Raw genomic sequence first — 16124 nt, forward strand, 5'->3', positions numbered from 1 at the left:
ATGCCGATGTTTGGCATCCTTCCCATTTTCGGGGGATTTATTTGGGTAATTTAGTTAAAAAGGAGCATTTGTTATGAAACCAGGGTATTTATCGCTTCGCAACCTTTCCAAGCAATTTGGGAAGCAAACTGCGCTGCAGGATATAAATTTAGATATTTATCAACATGAATTCATCTGTTTGTTGGGGCCAAGCGGATGCGGCAAAACAACATTGCTGCGCATCCTTGCAGGTCTGGAAAAAACGGATGGGGGCCATTTGACCATTGGGGGCAAAAATATCACCTCTGTACCGGCTGGAAAACGGAACTTCGGCATGATGTTTCAATCGTATGCTCTATTTCCAAATCTATCGGTTTCCGAGAATATTGCGTACGGACTTCGCAATCGGTTAACCAAATCCCAAATCGAAAATCGCGTGGACGAGCTGCTAGGATTAGTGGAGTTAGAGGAACAACGCCATAAAGTACCCTCACAATTATCGGGAGGCCAGCAGCAGCGGGTAGCTCTTGCCCGAGCGCTCGCATTTTCACCGGATTGTTTGTTGCTGGATGAGCCATTATCCGCACTCGACGCTAAGGTTCGCATCAAGCTGCGACGTGAAATCTGCCGTCTGCACAGGCAATTTGGGATGACGACAATTATGGTGACGCACGATCAGGAGGAAGCTTTAACCATGGCTGATCGCATAGTCGTTATGAACCAATCGCGAATCGTTCAAATCGGCACCCCGAATGAAGTGTATGAACGTCCGAATAGTCCCTTTGTTGCCGATTTTATCGGAGCAGTCAGCTTTATCGAAACGGATAACGGAAAACAAGGGAACCCTATACTGGCTATCCGTCCAGAGCATGTTCAATTAGTTCGGGAAGGTCACGAGAAGGGTAGACAGGGAATCGTACGGGAAATTGAATATCGAGGGACACATTACCGCATGGTTCTAGAATTATTGGATCATCAGGATTATCCGCTTTTGCAATTTCTTACCGTTGATCTGCCAACGCAGTCTATGATGACTTTTAATGTCAAACTGAATCAGAAGGTAACGTTCAACTTACCACATGAACATGTGATTCGGTTTGATACGCTATCCGATATTGCGGTTGGGTGAGGAGGTGAATGGCATGGATACGTGGTTAAAACGAATACGACCGAATGCTAACAATTGGAGTCAAAACAGTTTCATTCTAATAATGATACTCGCCTTAATTTTTACGATCCTATTGCCGCTTGGAGAGCTCTTGATTAAAGCGGTTAGCAATCGAGATGGAAATTTTATTGGATTCGCTAATTTTGCTAAATATTTTTCTACACCGACGCTAGTAACTTCATTATTAAATTCAATTAGGGTTTCAATAATTACGACCGTAGTCTCTGTGACACTCGGATTCGGATTTGCTTATGCGCTTGAGAGAAGCGGAATCCGAGGGAAATGGTTTTTCCGTTCCGTAGCTCTTCTTCCGCTTTTTGCTCCTTCGATGCTGCATGGATTAGCATTAATCTATTTGTTTGGCAATCAAGGACTTATTTCAACGGGGTTCTTCGGTCTGCTGCCTGAATTTCGAATCGAGCTTTACGGGCAGATTGGGATCGTTCTATCCGAAATATTATATACCTTTCCTCAAGCATTTCTCATCCTCTCGGTAGCTTTTGCGAGTTCGGATTATCGATTATATGAAGCAGCAGAGACGCTTGGAGCGTCAAAATGGCGTACTTTTTGGACAGTAACCATACCAGGCTCCAAGTTTGCGCTTATTAGCTCTGTATTTGTTTGTTTTGTACTGACGTTTACTGACTTTGGAGCACCTAAGGTTGTAGGCGGACAATTCAATGTTCTTGCAACTGATTTATTCAAGCAAGTGATTGGTCAACAGAACATGCAAATGGGGGCCGCCGTCGGTGTGCTGATGTTAATTCCAGCTGTGCTTTCGTTTGTTATAGACCGAATTTCTCAACGGAAGCAGAGCGGGTGGCTTAGCGCGAAATCAATGCCATATCGGATTGAAGCAAACAAGCTGCGCGACGTCCTATTATTCCTGCATTGTTCGGTTATATCAGCTGCTATTCTAAGCATTATTCTTGTGGCACTCTATGGATCAATAGTGAAAGTGTGGCCTTATAACTTACAGATCTCTTTTTCCCATTACGATGGTTTTCTTGATGGGGCGGGACCGTTTGTGAATAGTTTGCTCATTTCAACTGGTGTTGCACTGATTGGCGGTGTAGTGACATTCCTATTCGCCTATCTCATTGAAAAATCTCGCGGTTATGCATTATTACGCAATGCGGCTTATTTCTTGTCGATGCTGCCGCTTGCATTGCCGGGATTGGTGCTAGGTCTCATCTATGTATTCTTCTTTAACAATCCGAACCAACCATTACATGGGCTCTATGGGACCATCTGGATTATGATTATTTGTAATATTGTACATTTTTATTCAGTTTCATTTTTAACGATGACCTCGGCGCTTAAAAAGCTGGATAGCGAGTTCGAGGCCGCCTCAGAAACGATGAATGTACCCTGGTATAGGACACTTGTCAGGGTTACGCTGCCTATGTCATTGCCGAGCATTTTGGAGATTTGTATGTATTATTTTATTAACAGTATGGTGACGGTGTCGGCAATCATCTTCTTGTATGCGCCAGACCTGAAACCGGCTGCCATTGCGATTGTTAATATGGAGGACTCAGGTGATACCGCTCAGGCAGCAGCCATGTCGCTGCTGATCATACTGGCTAACCTGATTATGCGAACAGTTGTCATGTTGGCGTCCGGAAGGATGCGTCGGCGAACGGAAGCTTTATTGGTAAGGAAAGATAGTTAGTTTTCACTATATGATCTCAGGAGCGATTGGAATGCCAAAATTGATGATTAACAAGAGAAGTTATTCTGTAAAGGGGGTGTTATTTGATAAGGATGGCACACTACTCGATTTTATAAGTCTTTGGGGATATTGGAGCGAGTCGTTATACCGGAATTATTCAAGTAAAGTCTTGGCTGTTACAACGGGGGTCATCGATCCTATCTCTGATTTGTGGGGAACAGTTCATGACGCCGCCGGGCATATGACTGATTATAGTAGAAACGGTCCACTCGCCATGGGATCGATTGGCGATTTGCTCGCTATATTAGCATGGCAAGGCTACCGGCTAGGACTCCCTTGGAGTGAATCCATGCGGTTTGCAAGGGAAAGTAAGCGTTTGGCAGATGAAGAAATGGAACAGGTTCGTCCGGCTTATCCAATGCCGGGAGTTATAGGTTTTCTGAAGCAATGCCATGATCAAAAAGTGCCCATGGGCATTGTAACGGCTGATGAGACAGCGGATGCGGAAAAACATTTGCAGTGGTTAGGCATTCGCCAGTTTTTTAAAGTTATTGTCGGGAACGATCTGGTGAAACAGGGAAAGCCTTATCCCGAAATGGTACATAAGGCTTGCTTAGAGCTTGGATTAGCACCGAATCAGGTGGCCTTGATTGGGGATACCAACAGCGATATGCAGATGGGGAAATCCGCAGGGGTTGCAGCCACTATAGGGATAATGATGAAACATGCTGCACAGTCTGGCGATTGCTGGCTCAATGACGCGAATGTGCTAGTCTCTTCGTACGCTGAGCTTCACTTGGAGGAATCCACAGATGAAGGGTGAGAGTGGTTTGGGATGGATACTCTTAATACTTGCCATTCTCTTTGAATTATCGGGTACGACGTCAATGAAGTTATCCGAAGGTTTTACTCGATTTTGGCCGTCTATTTTGATGTTTGTTTTATATGGCTGCAGCTTTACCCTGCTTAACTTTGCTCTAACCTACATTGAAGTTGGAGTTGCTTACGCGATTTGGTCAGGCGTCGGTATTGTTCTCATTACACTGGTGGGATATGTGCTTTTCAAGGAATCATTCAATATTAACCAATTAGCTTGGACGGTAATCATCGTTGTCGGTGTCATCGGCTTGAAGTTAAGCAGTAAGGTTAATTGATATGGCGGATTGCTGCCATCTTTACAATAAACAAATCTGGATTTTACGTAAGCCATCGAAATTTAAACGCGAAAACGCTGTTTGAGCAAAGGCTCGACATCCCCAAGTATTAACGAGTCGTTCATTTTCGATATGGGATGAGAGAATTTTTTGGGGGGGTGCTTAAGGATTGAAATGGCCTTTAATTTATTGCATCTGACTTTCTCGATCAACATTATTTAAAAAACTTAAAGTATGGAGGTTTTCTGTAGTGAATAGAATTTTATCCGTTACACTCGTATCAACGATGATGTTCGGTATGTTATCGAGCACCGCAGTAAATGCAGATAATGGCGCCACGAACGCAGTAGCAATTGCCAACCCCCTTATGGCATCGATTAAATTCGATAATAATTTAAAGGACGATGCAAATCAAGGGCAATCGTTGATAGCACATGGAAATTATAGTTATGTAGAAGGTGTATTACCCGAGACCAAAGCTCTGCACTTAGAAAGCGGAGACGGCAATTATGTCAGTACGACGCAAAGCTTGAATGTTGGTAATGACAGTTTTACCACATCCTTCTGGTATAAAGGCGACACTAAGAATAATCAGGTCATATTATCAAACAAAGATTTTAGTAAGAGCTCTAACGCAGGCTGGGCGATTTATACATCAGCCAATTCGGTCAATATGAATTTAGGATTACCGACCGCATCAGTAAAATTTGGCCGCGACACGTTTAATGCTTCCGCTTGGCGTTACGTGACATTTGTTGTAGACAGGAATAAAATGCTGGGGTCGTTGTATATTGATGGTTACGAAATGGCTGAAACTTCGCTGGGGATCGGAACTTTAGATACATCGAACCCATTACATATAGGTAGCGACGGAGTGGGCGGCAATGGTGGAAATTCATTCGATATCGCTGATCTGAAGGTTTGGAAAGGTGCATTAGGCAGTGATGTAGTTCAAGCTAATTATAAGAGTTACGGTGCAAATAAAGTAGATATGAAGGCACTTAACGACACCATATCAAAAGCAAATAAAATCATAGCAGACGGTCTCGGCGACGGCTTCAGCCAAACCGATTTTGATTATTTGAAAAAGGTTTTTAATATGGCAAATTCGGTTGCAACAACGCAAAAAGTAAAATTATATACACAGGAAACCATCAATTATAATGATCGTGAACTAAACAACGCCATATTCATCTATGAAAAAAGCAATAAAACATTAACTCCCGCCGATTTAAATATAGCGGATAGCAGCGACCCAGAATACAATGGTAATGCTGTAAATACGCGTCAGGAAGCAGATATTAGAAAAGACTTGGAAGTATTCCCGCAGGCCGACGTCATTCTTCAGCCAGGCGACATTACTGGCGGTAACAACGCCAATGAATATGTGTGGATGGATAGTTTTAAAACCGTATACAATAAACTTAAAGCTGAGGGCTTATTTGACAAGACGAAGTTATATGTAGTCAAAGGCAATCATGATATGGGCGGCTCCGAAGCCTTTGTACCTGACGGTACGGCGGGCGCGTGGAACGAATCAACGCAAAAGTACAATAACGATTTCTCTAACAGTGCTTATCGAGTAAAGATAAAAGGATTTAATCTGATAGGTTTTGATGCAAATGTTAACAACAGTAACACGGTGGGAAAAGCCACCAATTTCCTCAACGAAATTAAAAATGAAGCGGGTTATGATCCGACAAAACCCATACTTGCAATGTCTCACTACCCGATAGGCGGAACCGTGTGGTCACAGCAATGGAGCAGCGGTGCAAGTAATAGCTTCGGTAAATTTATTGCCGACAATAATTTTTCACAGGTGTTTTATATGTCAGGTCATACGCAATACGACCCGACCGACGAACGTTCTCTCAATCAAAGTACGGCAACGTTCCTCGATTCTGGTGGGTCGAACTATTCCAGTTATATTGATAACGGTCCGTACGGCGGATATATAGAGGGATCGTATATCAATTATACGACCACACCTCGCATCTCGAATTTCATGGAAATTTACGGTACGAAAATTATCATTAAACAGTATAATTTAGCTACAGATGAATTTGTAAGCATACCTCGTGTAGTCAACGTTGGCGATGGCAAAGATGCCTTTACCTATAACAAGAGCGATACAAGAGACCTCATAGCTCCGCAGTTTGATGAGGGTATTAAGGTCGATTCCCTCAATAACAACGAACTTGCTTTTACAATAAAGCAAGCAAATGACAATGTTCGCGATTTGGAATATAATATTGAGCTTATCAACAAGCTTACCGGGAAAGTGGACAAAACGTTTAACAGCCTTTCACTGCCGCTAGACAATCCATACCTTGAATACAGGAAATATAAGTTTACAGGTGTGTCGCCGACTACACCATATATACTCCGGGTATACGCTGCGGATTCCATGTATAACCGTTCGTCGCAAGACATTGAAATTAATGTTAATGGTGGTAATTTAAACAAAATCACTGCGCCTGCTGACATTGCAGAGGTGGCATTCGGAGCAGCCAAGACAGCAGACGCCCTTGGATTGCCAAAGGCAGTATCCTTGGTTACCGATAAAGGCATGGGGTATGCCCTTGTGACATGGAATGTAGATGCTTCAAACTATAATCCCACTGTAAAGACTGTCCAGACCTTCACTGTAAATGGAACAGTAACTTTGCCAACTGAGGTGGCAAATCCCAATAATGTGCCTTTGACAACTAGCATAAGAGTAACTGTTAATAAGATCTCTCAGTCACAAATGACGGCAACGGCGACAAGTCAGGAAACAGTTGGTGAAAATAGCTCAGCATCCATGGCGATTGACGGAAACCCACAAACGGTGTGGCATACAAAATGGGATAAATCTGATGTTCTCCCTCAATCGATTACCTTAAACCTTGGAGGAGCTTACCAAGTCAATAAAGTCAAGTATTTACCAAGGCAATCAGGGCTAAACGGAATTATTACAACCTATAATGTATATGTAAGTACGGATGGAGTGACCTTTACCAAGGTTGCAAGCGGAAATTGGGCAAGTAACAATGTGGAGAAGGAAGCCATTTTTGACTCGACAGATGCATCATATGTCAAGCTCGAAGCAACGGCGGGTGGTAACGGCTGGGCATCGGCTGCGGAGATTAATGTATTTAGCGAACCAATAGCACCACCTGCCACTACATTGACAGGTTTACAGCAGGTGAACTCTGGTCAAACCTTCAATCTTATGATGGGACTGACCGGCGGTAAGCAAAGCGTATCCCAGCAAGTGTATGCGCAAGATTTGACGCTTCACTTTGATCCGTTGAGTTTGCAGTTCAATTCGGCTACCTCAGTAATAGATGGATTTAAAGTTATCGATCAAAAAGAGAATGTGCCAGGAGAAGTACGGATTCTGGCTGCTAGCATTGGCTCGAAAGTGTATGCACAAGGCGATCTGCTCTCATTCAACTTTACGGCGAAATCTATCACTCAAGCTACAAATAGTTCGATAATTTCAATAAACAATGTTGTTATTGCCAACGGACAGGGTAATGAACTGGAGGTTACCGGAGCCTCCCATGAAATACAAATTAGTGGTAATGAGGTCAAAATTCCTGCTCTGCCTACAGGTTTGACAGCTACAGCAACAAGTACCTCACAGATTAACGTAACTTGGAATGGTTCAACAGACGCAGCGGGTTATGACCTGATGGTAGACGGAGTTGTTCAAACGGATAAATCAAGTCCGTTCGCGCACACAGGTCTTGCAGAGGACTCGGCCCATACTTATATGGTAAGGGCAAAGAATTCAGCAGGAGTCAGCGAATGGAGTGCACAGGTAAGTGCAAGCACTCAGAGATCATCGAACAATGGTGATAACGGAAACAACGGAAACAACGGAAACAACGGTAACAACGGTAACAACGGTAACAATGGTAACAATGGAAACAATGGAAACAATGGAAACAACGGTAACAACAATAACAACAATAATAAGAATAAGAATGCATTTAATAGCGGTATTGTCGATGAGATTAAACTTGTTAATGAGATCACTTCCAAAGTAGAGGAAGCCAAGAAAGCTGATAAAAAGGTTGAACTGGCTGACATTAAAGGACACTGGGGTGAAAAAACCATTAATACGTTTGTGAAACTAGGCGTTATTGATGGTTATGAGGATGGAACATTCCATTCGGATGGTCAAATCACACGTGCCGAGTTTGCAATGATCATCTCGCGCGTATTCGAAATCAATGGTGATGCTAATCTTTCGCATAAAATGAAAGATATTGATAGTCATTGGGCTAAAACATCCATCGACAAACTCGCTAGCGCAGGAGTGATTACCGGATACGAAGACGGAACGTTCAAGCCCGACAAAACAATCACCCGCGAAGAAATGGTCGTTATTTTATCCCGCATCGTCAACTTGACTGAACTGGACAAAGATGCTTCCAAAGGCAATTTTACGGATATGGCAAGAGCAAACTCTTATGCTATTAACCAAATCAAAGATGCAGCAGAAGCAGGTATCATCAGTGGCAAGAATGATGGGATATTTGATCCGCAGGGCAACTCCACACGTGCGGAGGCGCTTACGATCGTACTGAATGCATTGAACCTTAACCCTCAAGTAAAAACACTTTTGGACAGCTTGAATTAAGTCGAGCAGCTTGTTATTCCAGTTATTTATCAATAGAAATGAGGTTGTGCCCAAATGGATTCCTTACCACAGTTGTCGTTCATCAACAACCGATACCGAAAGACTATGCGTCGTACCGGTGTTATTGCTTTAATCATGATGTTGATCCTTAACCTATTCGCAGCATTTTACATTCATGTCGCTGACGCAGCCACTGGCCAGACAATAGTCATGGATAAAACCCAATTCAAGCAATCGGAAGCAATTACCCTAAAGTATACAGGGGCTGCCGCCAATGGGCAGGATTGGATAGGTATCTACCGACCCGGAGATACTCCGGGCCCAATTGGAGCGTTGAGCTGGAAATACGCACCCGCCGGCAATGGTACAATGAGTTTAGCTAGTGGGCTGACACCAGGCGATTATAAGGTACTATTTTTTTCCAATGGCGGTTATACGGAGTTAGCCCGTACGACAGTAAAAGTCATCGTTCCTGTGAGCGGTGTGTCTCTCGATCAGCCGAGCGTACGCATAACTCAAGGCACAACTGCCGTACTAAGAGCTATTATTGCACCAGCTAATGCGACAGATCCCAGCGTGTCTTGGACAAGCAGCGACCCTAGTATCGTGTCCGTAACCGCCACAGGCGGGATCGCTACGCTAAATGCTAATCTTCCTGGAACGGCGACAGTAACGTCGACAACCTATGATGGTAATTTTACGGCATCAGCGAGTGTTAGAGTGGATCCACCTGGCAATAATCTAACCAATGCGATTGCAGCTGCTCAAGCGAAGATAGACTCGGCGTCGATCGGTTCCAAGTGGGGACAATATTCGCAAAGTGCAGCTAGCGCCTTGAAAGCAGCGATTAGTGCTGCCAACGCAGTATGGAGTAACGTCAATGCAACTCAGGCGGAAATCGATCAGTCAGTTATCGCCCTAAATTCCGCCTTACAAAGTTTCGTAGGAGCTGTGAATGTGAAAGCAAGTATCGGCGATTTGGCCATCATATCCTCACACTATGGGTCAACATCCGCTAGTAGTGACTGGGCAGACATTCAGAAATATGACATCAACCAAGATAATGAAATTTCGATTATCGACCTTGATGCCTTTGCTAAAAAGATTTTAAATTAATAACGGTAAGAAGGTTAGCAGAGATGCTAACCTTCTCCTCCATTTTTGCATACTTTTGGGCGTTCTTAATTCAAGTTGCAGAATGAACGGTCGTCACCGAATAAACTAAATTGCAGATTGTTGCATCTCATGAAAAGAGGTTCCGCTATGAAGCAGCGTTCTTTCCTGTCCTTGTTCATCATGATCTTATTATTTTTTGGGACTGCCACAACTTCGTTCGCGCATGTTCAAAGTATGGGTTTCTCGGAATTAAAGATTGAACAGAACGAGATTCTCTATGATCTTTTTCTTGATGAAAGAGATTTGATTCAACAATTCGGTATCAACACCAACTTGGATAATCTGGTGAACGAGGAACAATTCTCGCAAAAAGTTGAATCTTTTCTACAGAAAGGACTTCGCATAGATGCGGATTCGAAGCCCTTCACGATGGAATTTCTTTCGATGAAGATGGCGAATAAGGCTAGCATAAGAGGCGTGGAACTTCAACTGAAGTTTACCGCCGATAAAGTGATCGAACAATGTACTCTTCATTACGATCTGGAGTTGTTTGACCATGTGCCTGCTCATACTAGTGGACTCTTGGTACATGCAGGAGAATATGTCCAGCAGGATTTGATTGATAGCACGAAAAGAGATATTCTGATCAACCTTCCCAAACCTCCCCAGCAGGATATGAATGAGAGCTCTAAAATAGATAATCCGAGCAACCTTCCACAGCCTAAGCTTGGCGCTGTTTTGTGGAAATACTATAAGCTTGGAATCGAACACATTTTGACAGGTTATGATCATTTGGTGTTTTTGTTATCCTTAGTATTAATCGCCTCTCGCTTCAAGGAAGCATTGAAAATTGTTACTGCGTTTACAATCGCCCACAGCATTACACTATTCTTGGTGGCGTCGGGCCGCCTCCATGTCATCTCATCTTGGGTCGAAGCATTGATTGCGGTGACGATCTGTTACGTGGCCGTGGAAAATATGTTTGTTAAAAAGGCGAAATGGCGGTGGGTACTGACAGCCTTATTTGGCCTGATTCACGGCATGGGCTTCGCCGGGGCTTTGGCTGAAACAGGACTTCCAAAGGGCAATCTGATTGGAACGCTCCTGACGTTTAATTTGGGTGTAGAAACGGGCCAATTGATGGTCTTATGCCTATTACTGCCACTCTTGATTTGGTTGCGAAGGTTCCCATGGTATCGTAAAATGATGATTTCAACGTCTTGGCTTATTTTTGTGCTGGCATTTTATTGGTTGATTGAAAGATTGTAATTAGGCCATTCATTGATCAATACGAGAGTTAGCGGTATTTTTGCTAGCTCTTTTTATTATTGCGTGTCTAACCAAGTCAGGCACAACTAGCTGGTATAGTCCGGTCGAGGTAGTCGTCTCGAGTTCGGATTATAATTTGTAGCAGCAGAGACGCTTGGTGCATCAAAATAGCGTACTTTTTGAACGGTAACTGTACAAGGTACCAAGTTTGCGCTCATTAGAAGCAGATGAAGTAAGAAACGAGCCATACAGTCCTGCTTAGATAACGAAAAGACGACCTTCATCCTAAAAAATGGAAATGAAGGTCGTCTTTTTATTCGTCTATCTTTGGCAGCTCGAAAAAACTACAAGTTCTTCAGTGGCCTCCTCATTAGCACGGACGGCACTTATCGTTGTCGGTGTCATCGGCTTGAAGTTAAGCAGTAAGGTTCATTGATATGGCGGATTACAGCCTCATGTTTACAATAGATTAATCCAGATTTTACCTGTAGTTAACCTAATGAACGCGATTTTATTGTACAGTATTTTTTGTACGAATATGAAAGAATAGATTTTTTTATATGAATATTATAAAAGTAAAAAAAAAATTGAACGTAAGTCATCGAAATTTAAACGCGAAAATCGCTATTTGAGCCAAGACTCGACATCCCCAAGTATTTAACGAGTCATTCACTTTCGATATGCAAGTTTTTTTTCACAGGGAAGAGAGAATTTTTGGGAGGTGGTGCTTAGGGATTGAAATGACCTTTATTTATCGAATCAATACGTCTTCTCACAAGCGCACTTGCTCTGACACAGGTAATTTGCTCAGAGAGTTGTGCGTTGGCACCTTCTCGATGTTGGTTGAATGATTTTACGAGCTTTTTGAACAGATCCTTAAAAAACTAAAGTATGGAGGTTTTCTGTAGTGAAAAGAGTTATATCCTTTACCCTCGCATCAATGATGTTAATCGGTACGTTATCGAACACCGCAGTAAATGCAGATAATGACGTAGTAAATGCCAACCCCCTTATGGCATCGATTAAATTCGATAATAATTTAAAGGACGATGCAAATCAAGGGCAATCGTTGATAGCACATGGAAATTATAGTTATGTAGACGGTGTATTACCCGGGACCAAAGCTCTGCACGTAGAAAGCGGAAACGGCAATTATGTCGGTACGACGCAAAGTTTGAATGTTGGTAATGACAGTTTTACCACATCCTTCTGGTATAAGGGCGACACTAAGGATAATCAGGTCATATTATCGAACAAGGATTTTAGTAAGAGCTCTAACGCAGGCTGGGCGATTTATACATCACCCAATTCGGTCAATATGAATTTAGGATTTCCGACCACATCAGTAAAATTTGGGCGCGACACGTTTAATGCTTCCGCTTGGCGTTACGTGACATTTGTTGTAGACAGAGATAAAATGCTCGGGTCGTTGTATATTGATGGTTACGAAATGGCTGAAACTTCGCTGGGGATCGGAACTTTAGATACATCGAACCTATTAAATATAGGCAGCGACGGATTGGGCGGCAATGGTGGTAATTCATTCGATATCGCTGATCTGAAGGTTTGGAAAGGTGTATTAAGCAGTGATGTAGTTCAAGCTAATTATAATAGTTACGGTGCAAATAAAGTAGATATGAAGGCACTTAACGACACCATATCAAAAGCAAATACAATCATAGCAGGCGGTCTCGGCAACGGCTTCAGCCAAACCGATTTTGATTATTTGAAAAATGTTTTTAATATGGCAAGTTCGGTTGCAACAACGCAAAAAGTAAAATTATATACACAGGAAACCATCAATTATTACGAACGTGAACTAAACAACGCCATATTCATTTATCAAAAAAGCAATAAAACTTTAACTCCCGCCGATTTAAATATAGCGGATAGCAGCGACCCGGAAATCTCTGCAAATCCCAGTACAATCGCGCGCGTGGAAGCAGATTATAGAAAAGCCCTGAAAGTATTCCCGCAGGCCGACGTATTGGTGCAGCCTGGCGACATTACCGGCGGTAACAATGCCAATGAATATGTGTGGATGGGTGAGCTTACCAAAGTATACAATAAACTTAAAGCTGAGGGCTTATTTAACACTACGAAGTTATATATAGTAAGAGGCAACCATGATATGGTTAAGGGAGACGTCCAGGATTTAATACCTGTCGGTACGGCGGGCGCGTGGAACGAATCAACGAATTCGTACAATAACGATTTCTATAACAGTGCTTATAGGGTAAAGATAAAAGGATATAATTTGATTGGATTTGATGCAAATATTAACAGCAATAGCACGGTGGGAAAAGCCAAAGATTACCTCAACCAAATTAAAAGTGAAGCGGATTATGATCCAACAAAACCCATATTTGCAATGTCTCACTACCCGGTAGGCGGAACCGTGTGGGGATCGGCATGGAGCAGCGGTGCAAGTAATAATTTCGGTAAATTTATTGCCGACAATAATTTTTCGCAGGTGTTCTATATGTCAGGTCATACGCAATATGACCCGACCGACGAACGTTCTCTCTATCAAGGTACGGCTTCGTTTCTCGATTCCGGTGGTTCGAACTATTCCAGTTATCAAGATGACGGTCCGTTCGGCGGATATATAGAAGGCTCGTATGGAAGCTATCATACCACACCTCGCATCTCGAATTTCATAGAGGTTTACGGTACAAAGTTGATCCTCAAGCAGTACAATTTAGCTACAGATGAATTTGTAAGCATACCTCGTGTAGTCAACGTTGGCGAAGGCAAAGATGCCTTTAGCTATAGCAAGAGCGATATAAGAGAACTCATAGCTCCGCAGTTTGATGAGGGCATTAAGATCGATTCCTTCAATAACAACGAAGTTGCTTTTACAATAAAGCAAGCAAATGACAATGTGCGCGGTATGGAATATAATATTCAGCTTATCAACAAGCTCACGGGGAAAGTGGACAAATCGTTTAACAGCCTTTCGTATCCGATGGACAAACCATTCGATGTGTACAGGCATTATAAGTTTACAGGTTTGACCCCAAATACTCCATATATAATCAGGGTATTCGCCGACGATTCCATGTATAACCGTTCGTCGGAGGACATTGACCTTAAGATTAACACTGGTAATTTAAAAAGCATCACTGCGCCTGCTGACATAACAGGGGTGGCATTCGGATCGGCGAAGACAGCGGACGCCCTTAGATTGCCAGGGACAGTATCCTTGGTTACTGATGAAGGCGTTGGGAATGCCAATGTGACATGGAATGTAGATGCTTCAAACTATGATCCCACTGTAATGACTGTACAGACCTTCACTGTAAATGGAACTGTAACTTTGCCAACTGGGGTGGCAAATCCCAATAACGTGCCTTTGACAACAAGCATTAGAGTAACTGTTAATAGGATCATTCAGTCGGCAACGGCGACAAGCCAAGAAACAGCCGGTGAAGATGATAGTGCCTCCATGGCGATTGACGGAAACCCACAAACGATTTGGCATACCAAGTGGAATAAATCCGACGTTCTCCCTCAATCGATTACCTTAAAACTTGGAACAGCTTTCCTAATCGATAAAGTCACGTATTTGCCAAGGCAATCAGGCGGCAACGGAATTATTACAGCCTATAACGTGTTTGTAAGTAAGGATGGAGTGACCTTTACTAAAGTTGCAAGCGGAACTTGGGCAAACGATAATGCGGAGAAAGTAGCAACTTTTGATCCGACAGATGCATTATATGTCAAACTCGAAGCAACGGCGGGTGTTAACGGCTGGGCATCGGCTGCGGAGATTAATGTCTTTGAAGTTGAACATCAACCGCCAACTACAACGGACAATGCGCCAAGCGGTCTGGGTCAATCAAGATGTCACTGTAACCTTAAGCGCGAGCGATAACGAATCGGGTGTAGCCAATACCTACTACATCGTAGACGATGGCGCTGAGCAAACGGGAAAGACCGTCGTATTGTCGGAAGAAGGCGTGCATAAGCTTGTATATTGGAGTGTAGACAAAGCAGGCAACGTGGAACGGGCACATACAGTATCCGTTAGCATCGACAAGACAGCCCCGTCGATCGCGGTGTCCGTACCGGGAGATAACAGTATCTATAAAGATTCCGTGGATTTGACGCCTCAGATTGCATGGACAGATAACTTGTCGGGTGTGGACAGCAGCAAGACGACGGTGACGATGGATACGTATTCTTACCAAATCGGAACGGCGATCCCGCTTTATAAGTTGCCGCTCGGTAAGCATACTCTTATTGTTACCTCCAGCGACATGGCCGGCAATGTGGGAAGCAAGACCGTTCATTTCCAGACGGTGGCCAGCATCGATTCCTTGAAGGCGCTGGTAACACGCTTTGCCGATGCCAAATGGATCGACAATGCGGGAATTGCCAACAGCCTGCAGGCCAAATTGGCGAACAACAATTTGAAGAGCTTTGTGAACGAGGTGGAGGCGCAAAGCGGGAAACACATTTCAAGCGAAGCGGCAACCTATTTGCTGCGAGACGCTCAAAATTTAGTGACACAAAAGTAGAACATTATTTGATCACATTTGGATGATCGGTACTGATATGGGGGGAGATCAATTTTCTCCCCCTCATCGATTTGGACGATTAATGGTACCTTAGGTGATCTAAAGCTGTATTTCCTCGAACGAAGTCGAGCAACAACTTCACTTGCGCATTCCGGAAGTATGGGTTACTCGGTATTAAACATTGAAGATAAAGAGATTCTCTATGACCTTTTTCTTGATGAAAGAGATTTGTTTCCACAATTCGGTACCAACCTGGATAATCTGGTGAACGAGGAACAGTTCTCGCAAAAAATCGAATCCATTAAGCTTGGAATCCCAATAACGGTAGGAAGGCTAGCAGAGATGCTAGCCTTCTTCTCCATATTTGGAGCGCTCCCCAATTTACAAAAGCCCGTACTGCTGCCTCATCATCTTCAACTTTTGTTCTATATAAGTTATCACCTCAGGCGGTTCGAAATCCTGACCGCTTCTCCACCCCCCAAAATCATCTCCGCGTAAAACGACACCTTGTTCACGGGGATCATCATACGGATCTGACCACTTCCATCCTCATAGTGTTCAATGAACTTATTAAACCAGCCGTTCTCATCTAGGGTTCTTACGCCCA

10 protein-coding genes are annotated in these 16124 nt (G+C 43.3%); all 10 read left to right on the plus strand.

What is annotated here, in order from left to right; all coding sequences use genetic code 11:
- Window positions 1–73: 73 nt before the first annotated feature.
- Entirely contained in the window at window positions 74–1108 is a 1035-nt protein-coding gene (locus ACBP55_RS14390) for an ABC transporter ATP-binding protein (RefSeq protein WP_464652499.1), read from the plus strand.
- Between the two features lie 13 nt (window positions 1109–1121).
- Window positions 1122–2822 carry a putative 2-aminoethylphosphonate ABC transporter permease subunit gene (locus tag ACBP55_RS14395; RefSeq protein ID WP_464652500.1) on the plus strand — a complete coding sequence of 567 codons (1701 nt, stop codon included), beginning with the start codon at window positions 1122–1124 and terminating at the stop codon, window positions 2820–2822.
- A 31-nt stretch (window positions 2823–2853) separates the two neighbouring features.
- Entirely contained in the window at window positions 2854–3645 is a 792-nt protein-coding gene (locus ACBP55_RS14400; protein ID WP_464652501.1) for an HAD family hydrolase, read from the plus strand.
- Window positions 3635–3976 (plus strand): DMT family transporter, encoded by a 342-nt coding sequence (locus ACBP55_RS14405; RefSeq protein WP_464652502.1) that lies wholly within the window; start codon window positions 3635–3637, stop codon window positions 3974–3976. Before ACBP55_RS14400 ends, ACBP55_RS14405 begins: the two co-directional genes overlap by 11 nt.
- A 250-nt stretch (window positions 3977–4226) precedes the next feature.
- On the plus strand, window positions 4227–8609 hold the full coding sequence (locus tag ACBP55_RS14410; RefSeq protein ID WP_464652503.1) for an S-layer homology domain-containing protein: 4383 nt from the start codon (window positions 4227–4229) through the stop codon (window positions 8607–8609).
- A gap of 54 nt (window positions 8610–8663) precedes the next feature.
- Window positions 8664–9725 carry an Ig-like domain-containing protein gene (locus ACBP55_RS14415; RefSeq protein WP_464652504.1) on the plus strand — a complete coding sequence of 354 codons (1062 nt, stop codon included), beginning with the start codon at window positions 8664–8666 and terminating at the stop codon, window positions 9723–9725.
- 147 nt (window positions 9726–9872) lie between these two features.
- Entirely contained in the window at window positions 9873–10994 is a 1122-nt protein-coding gene (locus ACBP55_RS14420; protein ID WP_464652505.1) for a HupE/UreJ family protein, read from the plus strand.
- Window positions 10995–11901: 907 nt separating this feature from the next.
- Window positions 11902–14871, plus strand: coding sequence for a discoidin domain-containing protein (locus tag ACBP55_RS14425; protein ID WP_464652506.1), 2970 nt, complete (start codon window positions 11902–11904; stop codon window positions 14869–14871).
- Window positions 14777–15517 carry an OmpL47-type beta-barrel domain-containing protein gene (locus ACBP55_RS14430; RefSeq protein WP_464652507.1) on the plus strand — a complete coding sequence of 247 codons (741 nt, stop codon included), beginning with the start codon at window positions 14777–14779 and terminating at the stop codon, window positions 15515–15517. The genes ACBP55_RS14425 and ACBP55_RS14430 overlap by 95 nt, the downstream gene beginning before the upstream one ends.
- Window positions 15518–15676: 159 nt before the next feature.
- Window positions 15677–16015, plus strand: a complete 339-nt coding sequence (locus ACBP55_RS14435; protein WP_464652508.1) for a hypothetical protein — start codon at window positions 15677–15679, stop codon at window positions 16013–16015.
- The last annotated feature ends 109 nt before the right edge of the window (window positions 16016–16124 follow it).

This window comes from Paenibacillus sp. WG02 (genome assembly GCF_055396115.1).

Coding starts and splice junctions, on each gene's coding strand:
- ACBP55_RS14415 (WP_464652504.1), top strand. CDS start 8,664: ATGGATTCCTTACCACAGTTGTCGTTCATCAACAACCGATACCGAAAG.
- ACBP55_RS14420 (WP_464652505.1), top strand. CDS start 9,873: ATGAAGCAGCGTTCTTTCCTGTCCTTGTTCATCATGATCTTATTATTT.
- ACBP55_RS14435 (WP_464652508.1), top strand. CDS start 15,677: ATGGGTTACTCGGTATTAAACATTGAAGATAAAGAGATTCTCTATGAC.
- ACBP55_RS14405 (WP_464652502.1), top strand. CDS start 3,635: ATGAAGGGTGAGAGTGGTTTGGGATGGATACTCTTAATACTTGCCATT.
- ACBP55_RS14395 (WP_464652500.1), top strand. CDS start 1,122: ATGGATACGTGGTTAAAACGAATACGACCGAATGCTAACAATTGGAGT.
- ACBP55_RS14390 (WP_464652499.1), top strand. CDS start 74: ATGAAACCAGGGTATTTATCGCTTCGCAACCTTTCCAAGCAATTTGGG.
- ACBP55_RS14400 (WP_464652501.1), top strand. CDS start 2,854: ATGCCAAAATTGATGATTAACAAGAGAAGTTATTCTGTAAAGGGGGTG.